Annotated in this window: 20 protein-coding genes; 6 read left to right on the plus strand and 14 right to left on the minus strand. The window is 58.9% G+C overall.

The genetic code is table 11. The features are described from left to right. Window positions 1–32 precede the first annotated feature (32 nt). The 3 genes from hrpA to rplY all read left to right on the plus strand — a co-directional run bounded on the left by hrpA (window position 33) and on the right by rplY (window position 5,264). Complete coding sequence (hrpA, locus tag I6L44_RS05665; RefSeq protein ID WP_216953526.1) at window positions 33–3,932, plus strand: ATP-dependent RNA helicase HrpA; 3,900 nt, start codon at window positions 33–35, stop codon at window positions 3,930–3,932. Between the two features lie 95 nt (window positions 3,933–4,027). After that, window positions 4,028–4,861 carry a hypothetical protein gene (locus tag I6L44_RS05670; RefSeq protein ID WP_216953527.1) on the plus strand — a complete coding sequence of 278 codons (834 nt, stop codon included), beginning with the start codon at window positions 4,028–4,030 and terminating at the stop codon, window positions 4,859–4,861. Window positions 4,862–4,976: 115 nt separating this feature from the next. Then, a complete protein-coding gene (gene rplY / locus I6L44_RS05675) occupies window positions 4,977–5,264 on the plus strand; it encodes a 50S ribosomal protein L25 (protein ID WP_005345280.1) in 288 nt (95 codons plus the stop codon). Window positions 5,265–5,353: 89 nt separating this feature from the next. Here the strand turns inward: rplY and I6L44_RS05680 are convergent, their stop codons facing one another. Next, complete coding sequence (locus I6L44_RS05680) at window positions 5,354–5,752, minus strand: MerR family DNA-binding transcriptional regulator (protein ID WP_216953528.1); 399 nt, start codon at window positions 5,750–5,752, stop codon at window positions 5,354–5,356. Window positions 5,753–5,874: 122 nt separating this feature from the next. Between I6L44_RS05680 and I6L44_RS05685 the strand changes: the two genes are divergently transcribed. Beyond that, the gene (locus tag I6L44_RS05685) at window positions 5,875–7,038 is read left to right on the plus strand and encodes an acetyl-CoA C-acyltransferase (protein WP_216953529.1); all 1,164 of its coding nucleotides are present in this window, start codon (window positions 5,875–5,877) and stop codon (window positions 7,036–7,038) included. Here the strand turns inward: I6L44_RS05685 and I6L44_RS05690 are convergent. The 11 genes from I6L44_RS05690 to I6L44_RS05740 form a co-directional block, all read right to left on the minus strand. Continuing rightward, entirely contained in the window at window positions 7,035–8,258 is a 1,224-nt protein-coding gene (locus tag I6L44_RS05690; protein WP_216953530.1) for an EAL and HDOD domain-containing protein, read from the minus strand. The two genes, I6L44_RS05685 and I6L44_RS05690, sit on opposite strands and share 4 nt — an antisense overlap. Before the next feature lie 116 nt (window positions 8,259–8,374). Beyond that, on the minus strand, window positions 8,375–9,631 hold the full coding sequence (locus I6L44_RS05695; RefSeq protein WP_216953531.1) for an OmpP1/FadL family transporter: 1,257 nt from the start codon (window positions 9,629–9,631) through the stop codon (window positions 8,375–8,377). A 252-nt stretch (window positions 9,632–9,883) separates the two neighbouring features. Then, window positions 9,884–11,170 carry an outer membrane protein transport protein gene (locus I6L44_RS05700; RefSeq protein WP_005360328.1) on the minus strand — a complete coding sequence of 429 codons (1,287 nt, stop codon included), beginning with the start codon at window positions 11,168–11,170 and terminating at the stop codon, window positions 9,884–9,886. Between the two features lie 402 nt (window positions 11,171–11,572). After that, window positions 11,573–12,352 carry a DUF3379 domain-containing protein gene (locus I6L44_RS05705; RefSeq protein WP_064341244.1) on the minus strand — a complete coding sequence of 260 codons (780 nt, stop codon included), beginning with the start codon at window positions 12,350–12,352 and terminating at the stop codon, window positions 11,573–11,575. After that, a complete protein-coding gene (locus I6L44_RS05710; protein ID WP_005333245.1) occupies window positions 12,345–12,944 on the minus strand; it encodes a sigma-70 family RNA polymerase sigma factor in 600 nt (199 codons plus the stop codon). Before I6L44_RS05710 ends, I6L44_RS05705 begins: the two co-directional genes overlap by 8 nt. Before the next feature lie 13 nt (window positions 12,945–12,957). Further along, window positions 12,958–14,469, minus strand: a complete 1,512-nt coding sequence (locus tag I6L44_RS05715) for a BatD family protein (protein ID WP_216954361.1) — start codon at window positions 14,467–14,469, stop codon at window positions 12,958–12,960. A 20-nt stretch (window positions 14,470–14,489) separates the two neighbouring features. Next, window positions 14,490–15,941 (minus strand): VWA domain-containing protein, encoded by a 1,452-nt coding sequence (locus I6L44_RS05720; RefSeq protein WP_216953532.1) that lies wholly within the window; start codon window positions 15,939–15,941, stop codon window positions 14,490–14,492. Then, entirely contained in the window at window positions 15,932–16,924 is a 993-nt protein-coding gene (locus I6L44_RS05725) for a VWA domain-containing protein (protein WP_069526872.1), read from the minus strand. Before I6L44_RS05725 ends, I6L44_RS05720 begins: the two co-directional genes overlap by 10 nt. Beyond that, the gene (locus tag I6L44_RS05730; RefSeq protein ID WP_216953533.1) at window positions 16,921–17,460 is read right to left on the minus strand and encodes a DUF4381 domain-containing protein; all 540 of its coding nucleotides are present in this window, start codon (window positions 17,458–17,460) and stop codon (window positions 16,921–16,923) included. The genes I6L44_RS05725 and I6L44_RS05730 overlap by 4 nt, the downstream gene beginning before the upstream one ends. Continuing rightward, entirely contained in the window at window positions 17,445–18,347 is a 903-nt protein-coding gene (locus tag I6L44_RS05735) for a DUF58 domain-containing protein (protein WP_216953534.1), read from the minus strand. The genes I6L44_RS05730 and I6L44_RS05735 overlap by 16 nt, the downstream gene beginning before the upstream one ends. Beyond that, complete coding sequence (locus I6L44_RS05740; protein ID WP_216953535.1) at window positions 18,338–19,288, minus strand: MoxR family ATPase; 951 nt, start codon at window positions 19,286–19,288, stop codon at window positions 18,338–18,340. Before I6L44_RS05740 ends, I6L44_RS05735 begins: the two co-directional genes overlap by 10 nt. A gap of 182 nt (window positions 19,289–19,470) precedes the next feature. Here I6L44_RS05740 and fadI point away from each other — a divergent pair, with 182 nt between their 5' ends. Both fadI and fadJ read left to right on the plus strand, forming a co-directional pair. After that, entirely contained in the window at window positions 19,471–20,781 is a 1,311-nt protein-coding gene (fadI, locus tag I6L44_RS05745; RefSeq protein ID WP_201991593.1) for an acetyl-CoA C-acyltransferase FadI, read from the plus strand. Continuing rightward, complete coding sequence (fadJ, locus tag I6L44_RS05750) at window positions 20,781–22,928, plus strand: fatty acid oxidation complex subunit alpha FadJ (RefSeq protein WP_216954363.1); 2,148 nt, start codon at window positions 20,781–20,783, stop codon at window positions 22,926–22,928. The genes fadI and fadJ overlap by 1 nt, the downstream gene beginning before the upstream one ends. Window positions 22,929–23,096: 168 nt before the next feature. Here fadJ and I6L44_RS05755 read toward each other — a convergent pair whose 3' ends face one another. Further along, complete coding sequence (locus I6L44_RS05755) at window positions 23,097–24,617, minus strand: SpoVR family protein (RefSeq protein WP_019445117.1); 1,521 nt, start codon at window positions 24,615–24,617, stop codon at window positions 23,097–23,099. Between the two features lie 9 nt (window positions 24,618–24,626). Continuing rightward, a complete protein-coding gene (locus I6L44_RS05760) occupies window positions 24,627–25,898 on the minus strand; it encodes a YeaH/YhbH family protein (RefSeq protein WP_216953536.1) in 1,272 nt (423 codons plus the stop codon). Window positions 25,899–25,917: the final 19 nt, after the last annotated feature.

Below are 25,917 nucleotides of genomic sequence, written 5' to 3' on the forward strand. Positions count from 1 at the left end.
CCCTCTGGGCACCTATTTAAGGAATTCGTACCTTGTCTCTCTCTATCGAGGCGCTGCGCCGCCGTCTCTCTGCCTGCATGAACCTCGACGCTCGCCGCCTTTCCAGCCGTCTGCACAGGGTCAAGAAGCTGCCTGAAGGCAAACAGGCTGCCGTGCTGGAGACCATCGCTTCCGATCTGGATGCCGCGCAAGCGCGCTATCAAACCCGTCTGGCCGGTGTGCCCAAGGTCACCTATCCGGACAACCTGCCGGTCAGTCAGAAGCAGGCGGAGATCGCCAAGGCCATTCAAGAACATCAAGTGGTGATCATTGCAGGGGAAACAGGCTCGGGCAAAACCACCCAGATCCCCAAGATCTGTCTGGCGCTCGGGCGCGGGGTGAAGGGCTTTATCGGCCACACCCAGCCACGCCGTTTGGCTGCCCGCACCGTGGCGGCCCGTATTGCCGAGGAGATGGAGTCCGAACTCGGTCACTACGTGGGTTACAAGGTGCGCTTTACCGATCAGGTGAGCGAGCAGACCCACATTAAGCTGATGACTGACGGTATTTTGCTGGCCGAGATCCAGAACGACCGGATGCTCACCCAGTACGACACCATCATCATCGATGAGGCCCACGAGCGCAGCCTCAATATCGACTTCATTCTGGGCTATCTCAAGCAACTGCTGCCCAAGCGCCCCGATCTCAAGGTGATCATCACCTCGGCCACCATCGACCCGCAACGTTTCTCCCGCCATTTCAACAAGGCGCCGGTGATCGAGGTCTCCGGCCGCACTTATCCGGTGGAGGTGCGCTACCGCCCACTTACCAGTGACAAGAGCGAAGGGCTGGAAGAGCGCGACGAACTGCAGGGGATCTTCGACGCAGTGGAAGAGCTGGCCCGCGAGGGGCTCGGGGACATTCTTATCTTCATGAACGGCGAGCGGGAGATCCGCGATACCGCCGATGCCTTGCGCAAGCTCAATCTGCGCGACACCGAGGTGCTGCCGCTCTACGCTCGCCTCTCCAACGCCGAGCAGAACAAGGTGTTCCAGCAACATGCCGGACGGCGCATCGTACTCGCCACCAACGTGGCGGAGACCTCGCTGACGGTGCCGGGCATTCGCTACGTCATTGATCCGGGCACCGCCCGCATCAGCCGCTACTCCTGGCGCACCAAGGTGCAGCGCCTGCCCATCGAGCCGGTCTCCCAGGCCAGCGCCAACCAGCGTAAAGGGCGTTGCGGTCGGGTGGCGGACGGCATCTGTATCCGTCTCTACTCGGAGGAGGATTTCAACAGCCGTCCCGCCTTTACCGACCCCGAGATCCTGCGCACCAACCTGGCCTCCGTCATCCTGCAGATGCTGGCGCTCGGCCTTGGCAACATGGAGGCGTTCCCCTTCGTGGAGCCGCCGGAATCGCGCCATATCAAGGACGGCCTGACCCTCTTGAAGGAGCTGGAGGCGGTGCGCGAGCTGCCCGCCACCGGCGATCGCGAAGCAAAGTTGCAGCTGACCGAGACCGGTCGCCAGCTCTCGCGCATCCCCCTTGATCCGCGTTTGGCGAAGATGGTGATCAGCGCGGCGCAGACCGGCTGCTTGAGCGAGGTGATGGTGATCACTGCGGCCCTCAGCATTCAGGATCCCCGCGAGCGGCCCATGGAGAAGAAGCAGGCCGCCGACGAACAGCACAGGCGCTTTGAGGACAAGGATTCCGACTTCCTCGCCTTCGTCAATCTGTGGAACTACCTGAAAGAGCAGCAGGATGCCCTTGGCAGCAATCCATTCCGCCGCATGTGCCAGAAGGAGTTTCTCTCCTATCTGCGGGTGCGCGAATGGCAGGACATCCATTTCCAGCTGCGTCAGACGGTCAAGGAGCTGGGTTTTAAAGCCAACCATGAACCGGCGGATTTCAAGACGGTGCACTGTGCCCTGCTGACCGGCCTCTTGAGCCACATCGGCAACAAGGATCTGGAAAAGCCCGAGTTCCTTGGCGCCCGCAACGGCCGTTTCCACCTGTTCCCGGCCTCGGGTCTGTTCAAGAAGCCGCCCAAGTGGGTGATGGCCGCAGAATTGGTGGAGACCTCGCGCCTCTATGCCCGCATCAACGCCAAGATTGAACCCGAGTGGGTGGAGCCGCTGGCGGGGCACCTCATCAAGCTGCACCACAGCGACCCCCACTGGTCGAAGAAAAATGGCGCCGTAATGGCCAAGGAGAAGGTGACGCTTTATGGCCTGACCCTAGTCAACGAGCGCATCATCAACTTCAGCCGCATCGATCCGGCGCTGTGCCGCGAGCTGTTCATCCGCCGCGCCCTGGTGGAGGGGGATTTCGAGACCCGTCACCGTTTCTTCAGCGATAACCGCAAGCTCCTGGCCGAGGTGGAGGCGCTGGAGCACAAATCCCGTAGACGCGACATTCTGGTGGATGACGAGGATCTGTTCCGCTTCTACGATGCCCGTTTGCCGGAGGAGGTGATCTCCGCTCGTCACTTCGACAAGTGGTGGAAAGAGGCGCAAAAGCGGGATCCCGAGCTGCTCAACTTCGAGAAAGAGATGCTGATGAAAGGGGATGCCGCCCACATCAGCGATCTCGACTACCCCAACTTCTGGCAGCAGGGGCGCCTCAAGCTCAAGTTGACCTATCAGTTCGAGCCGGGGGAGGCCGCCGATGGCGTGACCCTGCATATTCCGCTGCCGCTCCTGAATCAGGTGGAGGTGAAGGGGTTCGAGTGGCTGATCCCGGGGCTGCGCCACGAGCTGTTGGTGGCCCTTATCAAGTCGATGCCCAAGCCGATGCGCAAGAACTTTGTGCCGGCGCCGAACTATGCCGATGCGCTGCTTGCCAGCATCAACCCCGAGCAGGGGCCGCTCTTGGACGAGATGGAGCGTCAACTGCGCCGCATGACCGGCGTCACCGTACCTCGCGAATCCTGGGACTGGAATGCGGTGCCCGAGCACCTGAAACTCACCTTCCGGGTGGTGGACGACAAGCACAAGAAGGTGGCGGAAGGGAAAGATCTGGAAGCCTTGAAAGAGTCGCTGCGTGGCAAGGTGCAGGAGACCCTGTCGCAAGTGGCGGATGATGACATCGAGCAGTCCGGTCTCACCCTGTGGAGCTTTGGCGAGCTGCCCCAGGAGTACAGCCAGAAGCGCGGCGGCTTCGAGGTGAAAGCCTATCCGGCGTTGGTAGACGAGAAGGATTCGGTCGCCATTCAGCTGGTGGAGAGCCCTGTGGTGCAGCAGCAGCTGATGTGGGCGGGCCAGCGCCGGCTGGTGCTGCTCAATGTGCCATCTCCCATCAAGTATCTGCAGGAGAAGCTGCCCAACAAGGCCAAGCTGGGGCTCTATTTCAACCCGTTTGGCAAGGTGGCGGAGCTGATTGATGACTGTATCGCCTGTGGCTGCGACAAGCTGATCGAGCAACATGGCGGGCTGGCCTGGGACGAGGCCGGTTTCGAGGCGCTCAAGGAGTATGTCCGCGCCGAGCTCAACGATACGGTGGTGGAGGTGGCCAAGCAGGTGGAAGCCGTGCTGACGCTCTCCCATGAGATCAAGAAGCGGCTCAAGGGCAAGATGCAGCTCGACACCGCCTTTGCCATGTCAGATATCCAGCAGCAGCTCGGCAACCTTATTCACAAGGGCTTTGTCACCGAGACCGGCTGGCAGCGGCTGCCTGACTTGCTGCGTTACCTGCGGGCCATCGAGCGACGTCTGGAGAAGCTGGCCATCGATTCCAACCGGGATCGGGTCTACATGCTCAAGGTGCACAGTGTGGAGTCGGAGTACAAGGCGCTGCTGGCCAAGATCCCCAAATCCCAGCTGGTGCCCACCGAGGTGGCCAATATCCGCTGGATGATCGAGGAGCTGCGGGTGTCGTTCTTCGCCCAGAATCTGGGCACCCCTTATCCGGTCTCCGATAAACGGGTGCTTAACGCCATCGCTCAGTGCTAAGCTGCTATCTAACTGTTTTAACAGCATGATAGCGCGTGATAAGAAGGGGTTGCCGGTCAGGTAGCCCCTTCAAACCGCAAGTCAGGGAGGCAAGGATGCTGGGGGTCTGGTTGAGTGTGGCGCAGGTGGTGATCAGCGGTTATCAACCCATTGCGGAACAAACCTGGGTGCAGTTGAACCCGGAATATTACCCGCTGGCGCGCACGCCGCCTGCGATGTTTGTGGCTTGGCGTGGCAATCAGTTTCCGCCGCTGGCCCAAAAGCAGAAGCACGGTCGCTGGCAGATCCTCTTTCCCGCCCGATTGGTGCCCCCCTTCGATCTGTTCGAGGGGGAGGCGCAGCTCTCCAAAACCTATCTGGCAAGACTGCGGCGCATCGACGAGATGGCTTACGGGGTCGCCCCCGGCCAGGTCGCTGCAACCGTGCAGCATGGCAGTGTTTCACCTTTTGAGCCATCGCAACCCATAGCGCCCTTTATCGCCGAGTTCAACGTTCCTCGTGCCATGCCGGTTCAGTTGGCGGTCGCCCCCCGCTACGAAGCAGAGCCATTGCTGGCGTTGCTTGGTGCCGCAGTTGGCGAGAGGGGGAGTCGCAGTGATGGTCTGCTGGCGGCCAGCGTGTCATCTGATAGCACCACACTGACACTCTCTGCGCCGGCGGTTGGCGAGGGGCGCTCAGTGTGCCATCGGGTCGCGGCGGGTGAGACGCTGTGGCGCATCGCCAATCAGCTATCCAGCAGGGTGGGGGCAGATACTTACAGCTATCTGCTGGCCTTGGCCGCAGAAAACAGGGCGGGCCTCGGTAACAGTATCCGGGTCAAAACCGGGGAGGGGCTCTACTGTCCTCGCGCCGAGACGCTTGCGCAGTTTGATGCGTTGAGTCCGGCCCAGCGGCAACAGCAATTTGCTCGTCTTGAGCAGGGGCGTTAAAGCGCGGGATGAGCCTTGTATCCGCTATTGGCCCATGGTAGTATTCGCGCTCGTTTTGCGAGGTGCTGACCGGTCGCAGTTTGCACCATACATTCCTTTAAAAGAGATACATACTATGTCTTTCGTATTCCAAGCTGAAGTCCGTTCTGACCTGGGGAAAGGTGCGAGCCGCCGCCTGCGTCAAGCTGACCAAGTTCCTGCCATCGTTTACGGTGCAGGCAAAGAAGCCCAGTCCATCACTGTTGACCACAAGAAATTCATCTTGGCCCAAGAAAAGCCGGAATTCTATGAGTCCGTACTGACTCTGGTTATCAACGGCGAAGAAGTTAACGTGAAAGTGAAAGCTATCCAGCGTCACCCGGTACGTTACAAGCTGGTTCACCTGGACTTCGTTCGCGTTTAATCACGAACCGTCAGGTAGCAGAAAAGCCACTCTCAGGAGTGGCTTTTTGTTATCTGAAGCATGAGAAGGGGATCTCACGGCCCCCTTCTTTAACGACCCAGTTGCTGCAATGCCTGTTGACAGCGCCGCTCCGCGGCATCCAGCTCCAGCAGCACCATCCTGATATCTTCCATCTGCTGCTGCAGCGTCTCCCGCTTCTCGGTAACCAGCCCGAGCATGGTTTGCAGCTGGGTGCGGCTGCTCTTGTCGGCATCATAAAGATCAAACAACTCCCGGATCTCGGCCAGACTGAAACCGAGCCGCTTACCACGCAGGGTCAACTTGAGACGAACCCGATCCTGCTTGCTGTAGATGCGGGTCTGCCCTTCTCTGGCGGGATTGAGTAACCCTTGATCCTCATAGAAACGGATGCTACGCGTCGTAATATCAAATTCCCGAGCCAGTTCACTGATGCTGTAGCTCCGGGCTTCATCCTTGTTTTTGTTCATATAAACTTCTTGGCGAGCTAAATCCTGCTGGCACCTTACCTAAACGTAAACTGCACTGCAACTCTTGTTCCCATGGCATAGAAAACCTATGTTATGACCATGTAACTAAAAGAGGCGGGCAAATGGATATTGCAATTGTGGCAGCAAAACGTACGCCAATGGGGGCGTTTCAAGGGGCACTGGCAGAGGTGGCGGCCCCGGAGCTGGGGGCCTGTGCCATTGCCGCTGCGTTGGCACAGGGCGGGCTTGTTCCCGAGCAGATCGATGAAGTGTTTATGGGCAATGTGCTCTCGGCAGGTGTGGGACAAGCGCCGGCAAGGCAGGCGATGTTAAAAGCGGGATTGCCAGAGAGTGTGCCTGCTACCACGGTCAACAAGGTGTGTGGCTCCGGCATGAAGGCGGTGATGCTGGCGGCAGATTCCCTTCGTCTGGGCGATAACAAGATTGTGGTGGCTGGGGGGATGGAGAGCATGAGCAGGGCCCCCTATCTGCTGGATAATGCCCGCAATGGTTTTCGGATGGGCCATCAACAGCTGTTTGATCACCTTTTCCTCGACGGATTGCAGGATGCCTATGATGGCCAGTTGATGGGAATACACGCCCAGCGCAGCGCCGATCATGCCAGTTTGACCCGCATTGCCATGGATGAGTTTGCCCTTGCGTCGTTGCAGCGTGCCCGCGCTGCGCAGCAAGCCGGCGCGTTTGCATCCGAGCTGGCAAGTGTCTATCGCGGTGATCGCTTGTTGCTGGCCGAAGACGAACAACCGGGCAAAGGGAGGCCGGAGAAGATCCCGACCCTGAAGCCTGCATTTGGTAAAGATGGCACCATTACGGCGGCCAATTCGAGCTCCATCTCGGACGGCGCGGCGGCGCTGATATTGATGGATGGTGCCACTGCGCAAGCTTGGCAGGTACCTGTATTGGCGCGGATCGTCGGTTATCAGAGCCATGCGGCATTGCCGGCCGAGTTCACTTCCGCTCCCGTTGGCGCAATATCCAGACTGCTGGCTCGTCTCGACTGGTCAGTGGATGAGGTTGACCTGTTCGAAGTCAACGAAGCCTTTGCCATGGTCACCATGCTGGCCATGAGCGGGTGCGGGATCCCCCATCACAAGGTGAATGTTCATGGTGGCGCCTGCGCATTGGGTCACCCGCTTGGCGCGAGTGGAGCACGTATTCTGGTGACGCTGATCTCGGCATTGAGGTTGCGGAGAGAGAGACGAGGCATTGCGTCTCTTTGTATCGGTGGCGGAGAGGCGACCGCTATTGCGGTAGAGATCCCTTAATCGCCGGTATCCATCGCTTGCAGTTGCTCGTTCACCCAGGTCGTTGCCGCGAGATAAAGGTGGCTTACCTTATCTTCATTCAACCCCAGGCGGGCTGTTCGGGCCGTGACTTTGGGCCAGTTGGCATTCTCGTAGTCTTCACAAAATGCGAGATAGAAACCGAGAGTGCCTTTGCGCTCGAGCAGCGCCAGCCGGATATCCTCGATCAGGGGGATAGTCCCCAGCAGCTTGTCCATCGGCTGCTCCATAAGCACATCCAGTAGCGAAAAGAGACCGGTGATAAACGCTTGCTGAGCCTGCAGGGTCGGCGCATGGGTATGCGCCAGCAACTCGCAGAAACGGGCACGGATCATCGACATCTGGTAGAGCTCGGCACTTTTCCCCTTGCCTGCACTGGTCGCAGCCACCAGTGAAACAAAACGCTTTAGCTGGGTATTGCCCAAGTATATCGCAGCCTGGCGAAACGAGGAGATGGGGTTGGCATGGCCTTTGAGATGATTGACATAGCGCAGCAACTTGAGTGACAGAGAGATATCCTGGCTGAGCAGTTGCTCGATCTTGTTGATATCGGGTTCTGTCTCGTTGACCACATTGAGCAACTGCATGACCACGACCTGGGCGGGTTCCATAGTGGCTTGTTTGACCATCTCGGGGCGGCTGAAGAAAAAGCCCTGAAACAGCTGGATCCCCAGCTTTTTGGCTCGTTCGAACTCAGCCTTGTCCTCAACTTTTTCTGCCAGATAGGTGAGTCCCAGCGCCTGATGGCGCTTGATGAACACCCTGATCTGCAACAGGGGCGTGTCACGCAGATCAAACTTGATGATGTGGATAAACGGGAGGAAGCGCTCCCAATCCGGCGACATGGTGAAGTCATCGAGTGCCAGCTGATAGCCCAGTTTGTGCAACTGCTTCACCTTTTCCAGCAGGGCATCATCCGGAGGGGCATCCTCCAGAATTTCGATCACCACCTTTTCGGGTGGCAGGCACTCGGCCAGTCCTTCCAGTAACAGTGAGTGGGGAAAATTGATAAAGCAGGGGCGGCCACCCAACAGCTGATCGATATTCTGTTGCAGAAACTGCTCGACCACCAACCGGGAGGTGGCTTGTTGTGAGGAGATGCTCGGGAAGACATTATTCAGGCTATCGCGAAAGAGCAGCTCATAGGCATGGGTATTGAGGTCTCTGTCGAGGATCGGCTGTCTGGCTACGTAGGAATACATGCCTTGCTCCAGTATGGGTACTGGGTTGATTTTATGGTGTTGCAGAACACTATGCCAGTTTTGACCCTGTTCGGTAAGGCAATAATTGGCATAGTGTTTTTCTGCAGGGAGGGAACTTAGAAGAGATAACTCATTTGGGCGCCAGCCAGCCAGGCATCTCCCTCGGAGGTGCCCTGGAAGGTGGAGGTGCTCTGCGGGTTGCCCGGTTGCAACTCCATTTTTTCAGTAACATCAACCTTCTTGCCATCGATCAGGGTTAACCCCAGATCCATGGTCAGGTTGGGGGTGAACTGATAACCCATCCCCAGGCTGTACCAGATCCGGTCGGCATCAGGAATGGAGATAGTACGGCGATCCGCTGGTACCGGGCTCGCATCGTAAGCAACTCCCGAGCGCAGCTGCCACTGGGGAGTCAGTTGATAGGTCATCCCGATCGCATAGCGCCAGCTATCTTCCCAGTGTTCATCCTTGATATGCATGTTGGGCAGTGTATCCAGATCGGCTTCCAGCTGGACAAATTTGCTCCAGTTGGTCCAGTTCAGGCTGCCATGGATCGCCAGTTTTTCGGTCAGCTGGTGAAATGCAGCAAGCTCTGCCGTTGCGGGTAGCGGAAGATCCAGAGAACCTGTGTCTTTTAGCTCCTTGCCGTTGGGCAGGCCAAGAATGGCATCACCCGAGAGTGTCAAATTGACATCGTGGCGGTATGAGAGCCCAATCCGGGTTTGCTCCGACAACTCCAGCAAGGTGCCGATATTCCAGCCCCATGCCCAGCCATCCCCTTGCAAATGTTTTGCGATCAGGTTGCGAGAAGGGAAGGTGCCACCGACTTCGCCTTCGCCCTGAATAGCAGAGATCCCGGCACCAATTGACCACATTTCATTGATGCGATAGGCGAGTGAGGTACCCAGATCCATGGTCTTGATATCGGAGACATTGCCAAAGTGTCCCGCGCTGTAGTTATCCGGCATCTTGACGCCAAGGCCGTAGTAAGAGGTTGCCGAGAAGCCGAGTCGCCACTGCTCATTGAGTGGAATGATGAGATAGGCGTTGGGTACCCAGGCTGCGGCGGCGATATCGTGTGCACTGGCATCGGAGGTGACGATACCGGCTTTGGTCGGCAAGCGGGTGTTGCCTTCAATATTGACGTCAGGACTGACATAGATGACTCCGCCAGAGAGCGCCATCTGATCGAAGCGGGTCATGGCTGCTGCATTGCGGGAGAGTACACTGGCGTTATCCGCGATGGCTGCCTCACCGGCAAAGGCGCGTCCCAGTCCTGTAGCGGACTGTTCAGCCAATTGGAACCCGGCGGCATGGGTCTGACCCGCGATCACCAGCAGGGCGATGGCGGACGGTTTGATGATGGGATGCATGGCAAAATCCTTGCTGTTACCCGAAGGTTCAATCGGTCATATGAATGGAGGCAGGATTTTATATGGTATGACCAGTAAGGCAACGGTAATGGCCAGCATCTGGATAAAACAATATTAAATGCTGGGATGATGCACTCTAATAGCTTGATTGGAAAAGAAAAATAAACACGTGTGTGCTACATGTGTGCGCTGAAATCTAAGTTATGGATAAAAAAAGAGCGCCTGGCGGCGCTCTTTCCATTCTATCAATAATCAGAACTTCATGTTGAACTGGGCAGAAGCCAGGAAGGCGTTGCCGTGGGAAGTTCCTTTCCAACGCAGGCTGTCGGAGTGGCTACGCAGACCTTCGTTGACGTCAACTTCTTTACCGTCCAGATAAGCCATACCAAAGTCAACGCTCATATCGGTGTTGATATGGTAGGTGGCACCGGCGCTGTACCAGATACGGTCTGAGTCGGGAATGCTCAGGCTGCGGTAGTCAGCTTCGATCGGGGTGTTGTCATAGGCAAAGCCCATGCGAGCTTCCCATGCTGGGTTGATATACCAGGTACCGCCGATGGAGTAGCGAGTAGAATCTTTGAACTTCTCATCTTTTTGCAGACATACGCCGCCAGCACATTGGCTGCTGGTTGCTTTCAGCTCCTGGAAGGCGCTCCAGTCAGTCCAGTTTACAGAGTAATGAACAGCAAACTGCGGGCTCAGGCGATGGTAACCAGCGAACTCGGCTTGTGCAGGCAGATCCAGCTTCAGGTTGCCATCCACGGTGCGATTCAGTGAGCTTGCACCTTGGAAATCACCGTCAAAGCTCATATCGACTTGTGAACGGTAGGTCAGTGCAAAGCGATGGTTTTCATTGACTTCATACAGGGTACCAACGTTCCAGCCAAAGCCCCAGGTGTCGCCTTTCAGGTGAGCCAGACGAGTATCTGTCGGCAGCGGGCCACCTTGGCTAGGTGGGTTCAGCGGGCCCAGCAGACCGGCATAGCGGTTGAGTTCGGCGGCACCGTAAACGGCGTTGATACCAGCACCGACACTGAAGTGTTCGTTGACACGATAGGCAATGTTCGGGTTGATATTGAAGGTCATCAACTCGGTATCACCAGCACCGGCACCAGCCGGGAAGGTTTTGGAGTATTCGGTGGAGAGACCGTAGTTGGAGAAGATGCCAATACCCCAAGCCCACTGGTCATTCAGCGGCTGAATAAAGTAGGAGGCGGGAACGAAGGCTGCCGGAGCAATGCCACTTTCGCTGGCTGGAGCCATTTTGTTCGCGCCAGCGTAAACAGCACCATCCACATCGACATCCGGTTTGATGTAGGTGCCGGAGACAGAAACTGCCATCTTGTCGAAGGTGGTCATGGCGGCCGGGTTACGGGCCAGAACGGAGGCGTTGTCGGCGATAGCCGCTTCACCGGCATAGGCGCGACCCAGACCGGAGGCCGAGTGCTCGTTCAACTGGAATGCCGCAGCATGGACTTGACCGGTGGCCAGCGCGATGGTGGCGGCAATCAGGCTCTTCTTGAAAATAGTTGTCGTCATGGTGTTCTCTCTTGTAGGCAGATTTTTTTGCCGATATTGGCTGCACGTTCAATGCAAACCTCGACAAAATCCGTTTTTATTTCAGCTTCTTCCCAATCAATTCTGGCGTGATTCTATGGATCTGGTAGGAGGTAAGAAATCAGACCAGTGACAGCAGAATACATAAAAGTGATCGATGTGTTAATCATTTGTTTTAACTTGCTGTTTAATTCATCATTTTCATGGCCTAAAGATGGATTATTGACCTGGATTGCCGATCTGCGTCACAAAAATAATTTTGTCAATTTTTCGAAATCTTGAGGCAAATGAGTGACAAAGGGGAGTAATCAGGGGGGGAACAGGCAGCGGCTGGTGACCGCCGCCTGCTATTGAGAATGGATCTGAGGTTGTTAACCGGCGATGTTAAATGTCCCACTGCAGACGTGACTGCAGGGCGTTGGCAACGGGGGCAAGTGGCTCTTTCATCTCGCCAATCAGTACCATATTGGCGCCTTTGAGCTGGACTATCTCCCCTTTGAGGGTGCCATCTTCAAAGGTGGCCTGTTGCAGGGTTAATGGCACATGTTTGGGCACTAAAAAGAGGGTGACAGGGCCCATCTTTCCCTGGATCACCATGTGCAAGGCTGGTCCCTGATAAAACGAGCAGTGATTGACATAGGTCACCTTGAGCCCATCCATCCCGCTTAAGGTGGCGCCATACTTCTCCATCTTGGCATTTATGTTATGCAGATTGACCTGCTCATCGACACCTTCAATAAAGGGTTCTTCGCCATAGACATGAGCCATCGCCACCTGTGCGAGGGAGAGGGCCGCAGGAGCCGTTTCTGGCAGCGTGATCCAGCGGGTGCTCATTCCCAGCAGGAAGGCGACCGATGCAGCCAGGGCGATCTGGCGCCAGGATGTTGATGTCCGGAGCTTGACTGGCGCCGTGCCAAGGGGTCGGGATGGCGGCATATCATCTGGCGCATCACTGTCTTGCAGCATGGCTTGCCTGAGCAGGATCCGCTCGGCCAGTCCGGCGGGAACCTCTACCTGCATGGCACGCTTGAGGCTTCTGTCGAACTGCTTCATCTCGTCGAGGTAGTTCCGATTAGCCTGGCTTGCTTCGGCGGTTTTGAGAAAGTCCGGTTGTTGATCGTTGGGCTGGATCATGGCGTTGCGGCGAAATTCGAGTTCATCCATGTCCGTGTCCTCTTGCTTGGTTCTTCTGCTCCATCGCCTCCTTGATCTGGTTGCGGGCGCGAAACAGTCGGGTCATGACGGTGTTTTTGTTGAGGCCGAGCATCTCGGCAATCTCCTCACCACTGAATCCTCCCACGACTTGCAGCAGCAGTGGCTCCTGATACTCCTCGGGCAACCGGGCGATGTGACGGTGCAACCACTCGTTCTCCATCTCCTGTTCGCTGTGCAGTGCATCGTGCTGAGGTTGAGGGTGATCGTCGAGATCCACCAGCTCCAGCTGTTTGCGTTCAAAGCGGCGGGCGTTTTCCCGTCTGAGGATGGTGATCAGCCACCCTTTGGCCGCCTTGTCATCCTGCAGGGTGTCGATAGCCTTCCAGGCACGCAGGAAGGTCTCTTGCACCAGATCTTCCGCCACGTTGGGATCCCGGGTCAGCCAGTAGGCATACCGATAGAGATCGCCATGCAGCGCATGAACCAGTGCTTCAAATTTGGTTTGTTTGTCAGCCATGGGATCAGAGACCGGCGAAGTGGCCGGATCATTTCCACCAATATGCTGCTGAGCACGTTTTTTTCTAAAAAACAGCAGTGCCATAGGGCAATCCTTGTCAGGGGGCGTGGCGGCGGGAGCGGGAACTCCCGTGCGCCAGCAGGTAAATCAGATGCGCAATACCGGCCGTTTCATCAGCCCTGAGGGTGCGCGCCAGAGCGCGCCACTCGATGGGCTGGCCAGAAGAGGGCCGTGCAAAACAGGCTCGCTCGAGTGCGGCTAGCCCGTTGCCGAGCCGATTATGCCCAGCGTCAGGCAACTGGCCTAATTGATAATAGGAGACCTGCCAGCGCATGGTCGCCCACTTGATCAGCGCCTTGCGACTGGCATCCGGCTGGTGTCGGGCAAGGGCTCGTTGCAGTTGATAGAAGGCACGCCAGCGGGGCCAGTGGCGCCATAGCGTACGCAGCGTCACGGCCAGCACGACCCACCAAAGGCTCTCTCGCAGTGCCATCTGCGATGTCTGCTGATCAGGTTGCCGATTTGTCGTTGCCTGAAACGTCAGCGTGATGGCAGGCAGGCTGGCCTGCTCAATCCGGCCACTTTGGGTATTAAACCAGGGCAGATCAATGGGGGGCAGCTGGTAGTCGCCGCTCTGCTCCGCGACCAGAGTCTGGCGCCACTGTCGCTCAAACAGCAGCTTGCCGTCTCGGTAACGCTCCTGCTGTTGCTCGCCATCGGGATGTGCCTGTATGCCGTTTGGCAGTTGATGGGCCATCAGGGGGGCAAGCTGTATCTGGCCGCTGTCACCATTTTCCATGGTCAGGGTGAGGATACGGATCAGTGGTTCACCCACTTCCCCCGTGGAGGCCGGTTCAAGCCGTTGACTCAGGGTCAGCCGGGTGGCCACTGGCGTGGCGGGGGCCTTGTCGACCCTCACCTCTAGCGGTGCCGCGCGGGCCGAGAGCCGTTGCGGCTTGCCCCCTTGCGGCGTGAGCTGCCCCTGCAAGCGGGGTGAGTCGAGGTACCAGAGTCCCGGCGCTTTTGCCTGAATTAGCCAGCTGCGGGTGAGCCTGCCGGGCAGACCAGCCTGAGCGGGTGCGATCCACTCGTCGCTACCGAGGCGACGGATGGTGAAGTGGGCAGAGCTGAGCTCGCTCAAGGCCGGGTTTTGCATACTGGTGGGCAGCCACAGTGTCAGCCGGTAGATCACCGGCTGGCCGGGATAGAGCGGGCCCTGATGATCAAGGCTGGCCTGCATCTCAAGGGGCGAGGGTGCCTCGGGCTGTGGCCGCGCCGCTGTTTTCACCTCTCTCAATGGCAGGGTGAGCGAGGGGGTGAACTCATTTCCCAGCTTGAGCGGGGCAATCACCACCTCTGTATTTGCGGGTGAATTGCTCTGGTGCAGCGGGATCTGCCAGCGAGTCAGTTGTTGTACCGGGGTGGTGACCCGGCTCATGGTCACTCTGCCCACTGCAAACTGGCGCAGTAGGGGGGTGATCTCCAGTTCGCTGCTCTGGCGCTCGCCATCCGCTTCGATGATCAGCAGCCAATCGCTTGGATCGGCCCCCGGCAGCAGCTCTGCCCGGGGGGGCAAGGCCCAGCAAAGTGGACTCGCGAGTGCGAGCAACAACCCCCATCCTGCCCGCGTCACCAGGGCTCCTCCATCTTGATCAGATCCCGGCGCAGCGCCTCTTTGCGCAGTCGCTGTTCCAGCAGCAACACCGGGGGAGAGGGTGGCAGGGGCATTGCTGCTGCCTGCTGTTCAGCCGATGGCTTGGGCTGCTTGCTGTTGCTGGTATCGGGAGCAGCCGCCGCTGCGCCCTGTAACAGAGAGAGGTTATAGAGCGCATCTTCATGCCCGGGTTCAAGCGCCAGAGCGGCCAGATAGGCCTCTTTGGCTGCGGCAAACTCCCCCAGTTGCAGCAGGGCATTGCCGCGGTTGTAGTGGGCAGTGGCACTCGCTGCTTCTTGATAGGCTGAGATAGCTTGCCGATAGGCTCCGGCCCGATACCAGGCGTTGCCGCGCCAGACTGGATCGTTGAAGGTGCGGGCAGCCCGCTGAAAATCCCCCTCTTGATAAGCCTGCATCGCTTGCAGATCCCCTCTCTCTGCTGCTTGCAGATCTTGTGGCGCAAGCAGCTGAGCTCCCACCATCAGCGCCACCATCAACCGAGCGCCAACTCTGGCCAGCAAGGCAAGCGGTAACAAGGGGAGCAGCAGCCAGGGGCCAAGATCCAGTGGTGCCGGGGTGAGGGCCGAGGTAGTCGTGGGCAGCGGGGCAAAGCGGGGGACGTCGCTGCCAAGCCACTGCAGCTCACCGCCGAGACGGTTGGCCAGAGCGGCAATGGCCTGACTATCGGGGACGGGCAACTGTGCAGGCATGCGGGCGGCAAACCCCAACTCATTGGCCGGAATGGCGGGCATGGGGGCCGGTTGACCGCTGCTGGCAAGCAGAATATCGAGGCGTGCCGACTGGGTGTCGCGGCAAAGAAGGCGTTGCTGGCAGGGCCACAGGGCGGCGATTTGGGTCATCTGATTCCGGGTGAGGTCGTCGGTGATCAGCAGCAGACGCGCTTGTTCACCGGGAGCAATCTGCTTCATGGCAAGTTCCACCGCCCGTGCCGGGTTGCTGCCCTGCAACGGCATGATATCGGGGCGCAAGTCGGGCAGCAGCAGCGAAAGGGCCTGATGATCCCGGGTGGGCGGCATGGCGAGGTAGGCGTCGCCTGCGTAGAGGATCAGCGCAATGCGCTCGCCCTTGGCGTGGCTCAACAGCTGCTGCAACTGCCATCTGACCCGAGTCGCCCGATCCGGTTTGAGGTCGGTGGCGGTCATCGAGCGTGACAAGTCCAGTAGCCAGATATCGAGCGGTGCTGCAGGCTGCTGTTGCAGCTCACCGCGCAGTGCCGGTCCACTCAGGGCCAAAATCACGGGCAGGGTTGCCAGCCAGAGCCAGGGGCGCTGAGGACGGGAGGTTGGCAGCAGATAAGCCTGCATCGCAGGTGCGAGCAGCAGGGGCTGGCGACGACGGCGCCACCCTTGCCAGAGCCAGGGGATGAGTGCGATCAGCCACAGGGGGCGGAGCAAGATCAGATCCATCTGCGTGCACCTCGTGTCAGCCAGCTACGCACCATGCGAAACTCGAGCCTGCCGTGCCCTGACGGCAGAAGCAACAAGCCACAAAGCAGTGCCAACGGCCAGGGGTAGAGCTCGATCACCGGCTGGTAGTGGGCAATCGGCATTGGGGCAGGTTCAAGGGCATTGAGAGTCGCGTTGATGGTATCGAGATCGCTTTGGGTGCGTGCCCGAAAGTAATGCCCCTTGCCGATCTGCGCCAGCTCTTTAAGCAGCGGTTCGTCCAGTTCGCTGCTGGGATCGGCCTGACCGCTGCCCGCCTCATCGTAGGGTTGGATAAAGGTATCGGGATCGGCCCCGACCCCCAGCGTGTAGATCCGTATTCCCTGCGCTGCGGCGAGTTTGGCCTCCTGCAGCGGGTCGGCATTGCCTGCGGTATTGCGGCCATCAGTGACCAGCAGCAGGGCGGTGGGGCGACCAGGATCCCCATGCTGACGTGCCAGCTGGATCGCTTCGCCAAGGGCGGTGGTTCGGCCGACCAGATCAAAATCGAGCTCGTCGCTCAAGGTCAACAGCGCCGGGATCTCCTGAGTGAGGGGAGAGAGCAGGTAGGCGTGATCGGCAAATACGATGAGGCCCACCCTGTCTCCGGCCCGTTTGGCGATCAGCGCCTTGATCTGCTGGCGCACTGCCGTCAGCCGTGCTTGCTGCTCGCCGTTATCGAGCATATCCGGGGTGCGCATGCTGTCTGACAAATCCACCGCCAGCAGCAGATCCCGACTCCCTTCATATTGAATAACCGGTTCCCCCCACCACTGGGGGCGGCAGAGGGCGAGGATAAGGGCGCACCAGAGCAGCATGGCGCGCCAGAGCGGTAATCCGGCCTGAGGACACAGCAGGGCAAACCCGGGGTGAGCCAGATAGCCGCGGCGCAGGGGCGGCAAGCCGAAGCGCACCAGCAAGGGAAGCACCAGCGCCAGCGCAAACCAGGGCCAGGCCAGGATCATGGATGCCTCCGCGCGGTTTTACGCCTCGAGCGGGGGGCGAGCTGGAAGAAGAGGGTTTGACCCCAACGGCGATAATGTTGCTGAAGCTGTTCGCACTGCTCGCGAGTCGGGTTCTGGCTGCCATAAAGCCAACTGCTCCAGTGAGACGAGAACTGGCTAAAATCGCTGCCGCCGTGACGATCGACGAAGGCGAGCCACGCCTCACCTTGCAGTTGGCGCGCCTCGGGCCAGCGCTGTAGCGCTTCATGACGCAGGGCCTCCTGTATTTGCGCCACCAGCAGCGCCGGATCCCCCTCCAGCTGGAGACACCAGCGGCGGTAACGTATCACCCTGCGGGCAATCAGGACGAGCAGCAGCAGAAGAAAACCGGCGATCAGGAGCCACAATAGCGCCTGCACTCTGGGGTCAAGACTCTGTTCAATCAGATCCGGCCCCGGGTGGATGTCGCGCATCAGGGCGGCCAGTGGCGGGGTGATGGCCTCGGAGGCGGGGCTGGTAATGTCGACGTCGGCGTGCGTGATCATCCCTGATGACATAACCCCTCCTGCCACTGTTGTTGCAGCGTCTGGCCGTTATCGAGCAGATAGAGGCGCTGCACCAATGGCAACAGCAACTGTTTGCCGTGGGTCAGTTGCTGTTCGGCGGCATACCGGTAGCGCTGGGAGAAACCGGCATGGCCCCCATCCAGCCAGCCCTGATAGTGTTGCCCTGGCCGATCAATGGCCACCGGCAGCTGGCCATCAGGGGGAAGGGCAGCCTCGAGGGGGTCACGGATCTGCCAATAGTGAATATCGTGGTACTGCGAGAGCAGTTGCAACTGCTGACAGAGCGCCGACTCACAGGGTCTGTGATCGGTGATGATCGTCAGCTTGGCTCCGTGAGGCAGCTTCACGCCGGACAAGGTATCGGCCAGTGAGTGAGAAAGCGCCCGGCGGGCCAGCCCTTGCTGATAGTGATGGCAGAGGGATTCGAGCAGGGGCAGCACGCTGCCGCGCTGGCTCTGGTGATGGGGGATAAGCCCGTGGCAGATCAGGGTGTTGTGCTGCTGCTCCCCTTGCCAGATCAGGGCTGCCGCCAGCTCGCATCCCAGGCGAGCCTTGAGTTGCAGCGTGGAGCCGAAATACATAGCGGGAGAGAGATCGAGCAGCAGCCAGTGCGCCTGATCGAGCTCCTCGCTATAGAGGCGGGTATAGGGACGACCGAGGCGTGCGGTCACTCGCCAGTCGATATGGCGTACCTCGTCACCAGCCTGATAGGCGCGCAGCTCTCGAAACGTGAGTCCGGGAGATCGGCCCGGTTTGCCGCGTTCGCTGCTGCTTCTGCCTGCGTGAGGTGGCTTCTTGGCTTTCGCCCAGAGCCGGATATTGAGCAGTCGTGGCAGCGACAGGGCGATATCGGGATGCAGACCGGGTTCTAGGGACATGGCACCTGATCCAGCAGTTGAGCGATCAGGATATCGTTATCCAGATTGTCGGCCAGTGCCTGATAGCTGGGAATAAGGCGGTGGCGCAGCACCGGATAGGCTTGCAGCTGGATATCTTCCGGTAGCACATAATCTCGTCCGGCGAGCCAGGCTCGGGCGCGGGCGGAGCGAGCCAGCCCCAGCGTAGCCCGAGGGCTGGCCCCCACGGCAATCAATGGCTCAAGGGCAGGGCAAAGGCCGCTGCCCGGGCGGGTGGCGCAGACCAGCTCCACCAGATAGTGCTCCAGTCGGCTTTGCATGGTTACCGCCAGCACTTCGCTGCGGGCACGCTGCAAGCTGGTCTGACTCAGGGTCACTGGCGCCGCGCCAAGTTGTTCGCCGCTGGCGTTGAGCTGCAAGATGGCGAGTTCAATCGTGGGGCTCGGGTAATCCACCATCAGCTTGAGCAGAAAGCGGTCGAGCTGGGCCTCCGGCAGGGGATAGGTTCCCTCCTGCTCGATAGGATTCTGGGTGGCGGCGACCATAAAGAGAGGTGGCAGCCGCCAGCTCTTTTTGCCCACGGTGATCTGGTGTTCGGCCATGGCTTCCAGCAGCGCTGATTGTACCTTGGCTGGCGCCCGGTTGATCTCGTCTGCCAGCACCAGATGGTTGAAGAGGGGGCCTGGCTGGAAAACAAAACTGGCATCCTGCGGGTGAAACACCTCGCTGCCGGTGAGATCGGCAGGAAGCAGGTCGGGGGTAAACTGGATACGGGCAAAGCGCCCTTCGACGGCGCCAGCGAGCGCCTTGACGGCGCGGGTTTTGGCCAGCCCGGGAGCCCCTTCGATTAACACATGTCCTTCACATAACAGGGCAATCAGGAGCCCTTCTATTAGCTCCTCCTGCCCCAGGATCTGACTGCCAAGATAGTCCCTAAGTGCTCTGAACTCGGCCGCTGCCATGCGATAAACCCGTTGTTTTTATGGAAGTTGATCTTTTTATACTCCAGTTGCTCCCCAAGGGCGAGCAAAGGGGCCTTGCCGTGCTTAATTTAGTTTCAATCAGCTGTATGAAACTTGTGATTGGATTGTTAAGATGTGGCTCAATGAGGTCAGACCTCTGCCTTTTAAACCAAGGAGCTAGGATGAAACAGCCATTGAAACTGACGACTCGCCAGGGCGAACGGATTGCCGTCGTGGCGGGGCTGCGTACCCCTTTTGCCAAGCAGGCCACCGCCTTTCATGGCGTGCCTGCAGTCGATCTCGGCAAACTGGTGGTGAGCGAGATGCTTGCCCGTACCGATCTCGATCCCAAGCTTATCGACCAGCTGGTGTTTGGTCAGGTGGTTCAGATGCCGGAAGCCCCCAACATTGCCCGCGAGATCGTGCTCGGTACCGGCATGAGCGTCAATACCGATGCCTATAGCGTCTCCCGCGCCTGCGCCACCAGCTTTCAGGCGGTGGCCAACGTCACCGAATCCATCATGGCCGGTACCGTAGACATCGCCATCGCTGGCGGTGCTGACTCCTCCTCCGTACTGCCTATCGGAGTGAGCAAGAAGCTGGCCCGCGCCCTGGTGGATCTCAACAAGGCGCGCAATCTGCAGCAGCGCTTCAATATTCTGAGGACATTGAGGGTCAAGGATCTGCTGCCGGTGCCGCCCGCTGTGGCGGAATATTCGACCGGCCTCTCCATGGGGCAGACCGCTGAGCAGATGGCCAAGAGCCACCAGATCAGCCGCGAGGCGCAAGATGCGCTGGCTCATCGCTCCCACACCCTGGCCGCGCAGGCTTGGGCCGATGGCAAGCTCAGCGGTGAGGTGTTTACCGCTCATGTACCGCCTTACAAATCACCGCTCGAGCGGGACAACAATATTCGTGAAAGCTCGGATCTCGCGAGCTACGCCAAGCTCAAGCCGGTGTTTGACCGAGTCCATGGCACAGTCACTGCTGCAAATGCCACCCCGCTCACTGACGGCGCCGCTGCCGTGCTGTTGATGCGCGAAGGGCGGGCGAAAGAGCTGGGCCTCGAACCGCTTGGCTATATCCGCAGCTTCGCCTTCTCGGCTATCGATGTCTGGCAAGACATGCTGATGGGGCCCTCCTACGCCACGCCGCTGGCGCTGGACAGAGCCGGCATCACGCTCAGCGAACTGACCCTGATCGACATGCACGAAGCCTTTGCCGCCCAGACGCTGGCCAACCTCAAGATGTTTGCCAGCCACGAGTTTGCCCGTGACAAGCTGGGCCGCGATCAGGCCATCGGCGAGGTGGACATGGAGAAGTTCAACGTCCTCGGCGGTTCGCTGGCCTATGGCCACCCCTTTGCCGCGACCGGTGCGCGGATGATCACCCAGACCTTGCATGAGCTGCGTCGTCGCGGTGGGGGACTGGGGCTCAACACCGCCTGTGCGGCGGGTGGATTGGGCGTGGCTATGGTGTTGGAGGTTGAATGATGAGCGCTAAGACTTTTTCCCTTGATGTTCGCAAAGATGGCATCGGCATCCTCACCATGGATGTGCCGAGCGAGAGCATGAATACCCTGAAAGCCGCCTTTGTCGAGGAGATCCGCTCCGTACTGGACGAGGTAAAACGCAACAAGGATTTGATCGGGCTGGTGATCACCTCCGGCAAAAAGGACTCCTTCATCGCTGGTGCTGATATCACCATGCTGGCCGCCTGCACCAGTGCCAAGGATGCCGAGACCCTGTCACGAGAAGGGCAGGAGATCTTTGCCGAGATCGAGGGGCTGACCATTCCGGTGATCGCCGCCATTCATGGTCCCTGCCTCGGTGGCGGGTTGGAGCTGGCGCTGGCCTGTCATGGCCGTGTGGTGACCGATCACGGTAAAACCGTGCTGGGATTGCCGGAAGTGCAGCTCGGTCTACTGCCAGGCTCTGGCGGTACCCAGCGTCTGCCGCGCCTTATCGGGGTGGCAAAGGCGCTGGATCTGATGCTGACCGGCAAGCAGGTGCGGGCCAAACAAGCCAAGAAATTGGGGCTGGTGGACGATGTGGTGCCGCCGTCCATTTTGCTGGAGGCCGCCATCAAGCTGGCCAAGAAGGGCAAACCGCGCCATCAGTTGAAACGGGATCTGCAGGGCAAGGTGCTGGAGACCAACAAGCTGGGTCGCAAGGTGCTGTTCGATCAGGCCAGCAAGGGGGTGAAAGCCAAGACCCGTGGCAACTACCCGGCGCCGGAGCGGATCCTCGAGGTGGTGCGTATCGGTGTGGAGGAGGGGATGAAGGCCGGTCTGGCCGCCGAATCCCGTCACTTTGGCGAGCTGGTGATGACTGCTGAGTCTGCCGCCCTGCGTTCCATCTTCTTTGCCACCACCGAGATGAAGAAAGAGGTCACCTATCAGGGGGCCGAGCCACGCAAGGTGGCCCATGCTGCTGTGCTGGGCGGTGGTCTGATGGGTGGCGGCATTGCGTTTGTCACCGCCACCAAGGCGGGTGTGCCGGTGCGGATCAAGGATGTGGCAAGTAGTGGCATCGGCAATGCCATGCGCTACAGCTACGACATTCTGGCCAAGAAGCTCAAGCGCCGTCACATCTTGCGCAGCGAATTGGAAAAGCAGATGAGCCTGTTGACCGGTACCCTCGACTACTCCGGTTTTCACCGGGTCGACATAGTGGTGGAGGCGGTGTTTGAAGATCTCGCGCTCAAACACCAGATGGTGAAAGACGTGGAGCGTGAGTGCGGTGAGCACACAGTGTTTGCCTCCAACACCTCTTCCCTGCCCATCAACCAGATTGCGGCAGAGGCGGCGCACCCAGAGCGAGTCGTGGGGCTGCACTACTTCAGCCCGGTGGACAAGATGCCGCTGGCGGAGATCATCCCCCACGCTGGCACCAGTGCCGAGACGGTCGCCACCACTCTGGCCTTTGCCCGTGCTCAGGGTAAAACGCCTATCGTGGTGAAGGACGAAGCCGGTTTCTACGTCAACCGCATCCTGGCGCCCTACATGAACGAAGCGGCGCGACTGGTGCTGGAAGGGGAGCCGGTGGAGGTGCTGGATAGCGCGCTGCTGGACTTTGGCTTCCCGGTTGGCCCCATCACCTTGCTCGATGAGGTCGGTATCGACGTGGGCGCCAAGATCTCCCCCATTCTCGAGAAAGAGCTGGGCGGCGAGCAGTTCCAGGCGCCCAAGGCGTTCGACAAACTACTGCAAAATGATCGCAAGGGACGCAAGAACGGCAAGGGCTTCTACCTCTATGGCAAGGCGGCACCGCGCAACAAGCTGACTGGCAAAGAGGGCAAGAAGACGGTGGACGAGAGCGTCTATGGCGTGCTCGGCATCAAGCCTTCTGCCAAGCTGGCCCGTCAGGAGATCGCCGAGCGCTGCGTGTTGCTGATGCTCAACGAAGCGGCCATGGCGTTGGATAGTGGTGTGGTGGCGTCGGCCCGTGATGGCGATATCGGCGCCATCTTCGGCATCGGTTTCCCGCCTTTCCTTGGCGGCCCGTTCCGTTATATGGACACGCTCGGGATCGATCATCTGGTTGGCCGTCTGGAGTATTACCAGAAGCGCCACGGCGACCGGTTCGCCCCCTGTGCCCGTCTCGAGGCGATGGCCGCAGAGCAACATACCTTCTACTGATAATCGCTGCCGAGTGACAGCAAGGCAAAGAGGCCCGCACACCATGCGGGCCTCCTTCTATGTTGTGGTTTGTTCGGGTTGTACGGCTTGGGCAGCGCTCATGCTGGCAGAAGCAACCGATTAAAAAACGGCCCACCGAAGTGGGCCGTCGAGATATCACGTCACGGGTCAGATCCCCGGTTTGCGCTCCGGGCAGCGGCCGATAATATCGGGTGGCAGTTCACCGTTATCCTGCTCCAGCACTACATCAAACCCCCACAGCTGATGCAGGTGTTTGAGCACCTCATGGCGTGAGTCGCCAAGGGGTATGCGGTTGTGGGGCACATAGCGCAGGGTGAGGGAGCGATCACCCTTCACGGCAACGTTGTAGACCTGAATATTGGGCTCCAGATTGCTGAGGTTGTACTGGGCCGACAGGGTATTGCGCACCTGACGGTACCCCTCGTCATTGTGGATAGCGGAGACCTTCAGATAGTTCTTCAGATCGTCGTCATCAATGGCGAACAGCTTCATATCCCGCATCACTTTGGGACTGAGGAACTGGCTGATAAAGCTCTCATCCTTGAAGTTCTGCATGGCAAAGTGGAGGGTTTCGACCCAGTTGCTGCCGGCATAGTCGGGGAACCAGTATCTATCCTCCTCGGTCGGGTTCTCGCAGATGCGGCGCAGGTCGGTAAACATGGCAAACCCTAGCGCATAAGGGTTGATCCCCGAGTAGTAGCGACTGTTGTAAGCAGGTTGATAGACCACATTGGTGTGGCTGTGCAGCACCTCCATCATGAAGCGATCGCTCAGCTTGCCTTCGTCATAGAGGTGATTGAGGATGGTGTAGTGCCAGAAGGTGGCCCACCCCTCGTTCATCACCTGAGTCTGCTTTTGCGGATAGAAATACTGGCTGATCTTGCGCACGATGCGCACCACTTCCCGCTGCCAGGGCTCCAGCAAGGGGGCATTCTTCTCGATGAAGTAGAGAATGTTCTCCTGGGGCTCTGCGGGGTAGCGCCTGTCCTCTACCCCCGCGGCTTTATGCTGCTTGGGCAGGGTTCGCCACAGCTCGTTGACCTGAGTCTGCAGATAATCTTCCCGCGCCTTCTGACGCCGCTTCTCCTCAGCCATCGAGATCTTCTGGGGACGCTTGTAGCGATCCACCCCAAAGTTCATCAGGGCATGGCAGGAGTCGAGCAACTGCTCCACCGCCTCGATACCGTGCTTCTCTTCACACTGAGTGATGTAGTTCTTGGCAAACAGCAGGTAGTCGATGATGGAGGAGGCATCGGTCCAGGCCTTGAACAGGTAGTTGTTCTTGAAGAAGGAGTTGTGACCGTAGCAGGCGTGGGCCATCACCAGCGCCTGCATCGGCATGGTGTTCTCCTCCATCAGGTAGGCGATGCAGGGATCGGAGTTGATGACGATCTCGTAGGCCAGCCCCATCTGGCCGCGCTTGTAGTTGCGCTCGGTATGGATAAAGCGCTTGCCGAACGACCAGTGCTGATAGCCGATGGGCATGCCGACGCTGGAGTAGGCATCCATCATCTGCTCGGCGGTGATCACCTCGATCTGGTTGGGGTAGGTGTCCAGCTTGTAGAAACGGGCGACCCGGGCGATCTCCTGGTGATAGGTCTCCAGCAGATCGAAGTTCCAGTCTGGTCCGTCATCCAGTGGCGCTACACGTTTTTCTGTTTCGATCATGTGACCTCCTCACGCCGCTTGTTTCTTGAACAGCTCGCGGAACACCGGATAGATATCCTCGACTTTGCGAATGTGCTCCATCGCAAAGTGGGGGAACTGGTTGGCTACCGACTCATATTCGTGCCACAGGGTCTGGTGGGCACGGGTGGTGATCTCGATGTAGGAGTAGTACCTCACCCTTGGCATGATGTCCCGCGCCAGAATTTCACGGCACTGCGGTGAGTCATCAGCCCAGTTGTCACCATCCGATGCCTGCGCCGCATAGATGTTCCACTGGTTGGCGGGGTAACGCTCGTTGATGATGTCATTCATCATCTTGAGGGCGCTGGAGACAATAGTGCCGCCGGTCTCCTGGGAGTAGAAGAACTCGTGTTCGTCCACCTCCTTGGCCTGGGTGTGGTGGCGGATATAGACCACCTCGACGTTCTTGTAGGTCCGGCTGAGGAACAGATAGAGCAGGATATAGAAACGCTTGGCCATCTCCTTGGTGGCCTGATCCATGGAGCCAGAGACGTCCATCAGACAGAACATCACCGCCTGGCTGGAGGGGACGGGCCGTTTGACGAAGTTGTTGAACTTGAGATCGAAGGTGTCAATAAACGGCACTGCATCGATCCGTCGTTTCAGCTCCCTGATCTCCTTCTCAAGCAGGGCTATTTCGGCAAAGTGCTCGTTGGGATCGGTGGTCAGCAGGGCCAGCCGATCTTCCAGTTCATGCAATTGGCGTTTCTTGCCTGCTTGCAGCGCCATGCGCCGCGCCAGCGAATTTTGCAGGGAACGCACCACGTTGATGTTGGCGGGCACCCCGTTTGAGGTGTAGCCAGCACGGTAGGTTTTGACTTCCATCAGCTGATTGAGCTGGGTTTTCTGCAGCCTGGGCAGCTCCAGGTCTTCAAACAACAGATCGAGATACTCATCCTTGGAGATCTGGAACACGAAATCATCGGCCCCTTCCCCCTGATTGGATGCTTGTCCCTCGCCGGAACCCTGTCCACCGCCCCCTCCTTTGGGGCGGTCAATCTTGTCGCCGGAGACGAACTGATCATTGCCGGGATGCACCATCTCCCGTTTACCGCCGTGTCCCTGATGAAAATGGGGCTCGCCGATATCCTTGGTCGGGATGCTGATGCTCTCACCCTTGTCTACGTCCTGAATGCTGCGCTTGGAGACAGCATCCGAGACCGCTTGTTTTATCTGCTTCTTGTAGCGGCGGATGAAGCGCTGCCGATTGACAGCGCTTTTGTTTTTGCCGTTGAGCCTGCGGTCGATAAAATGCGCCATAACTCCCCCTTGAACAGTC

Source organism: Aeromonas sp. FDAARGOS 1414 (assembly GCF_019047065.1).
Lineage (GTDB): Bacteria > Pseudomonadota > Gammaproteobacteria > Enterobacterales > Aeromonadaceae > Aeromonas > Aeromonas veronii_A.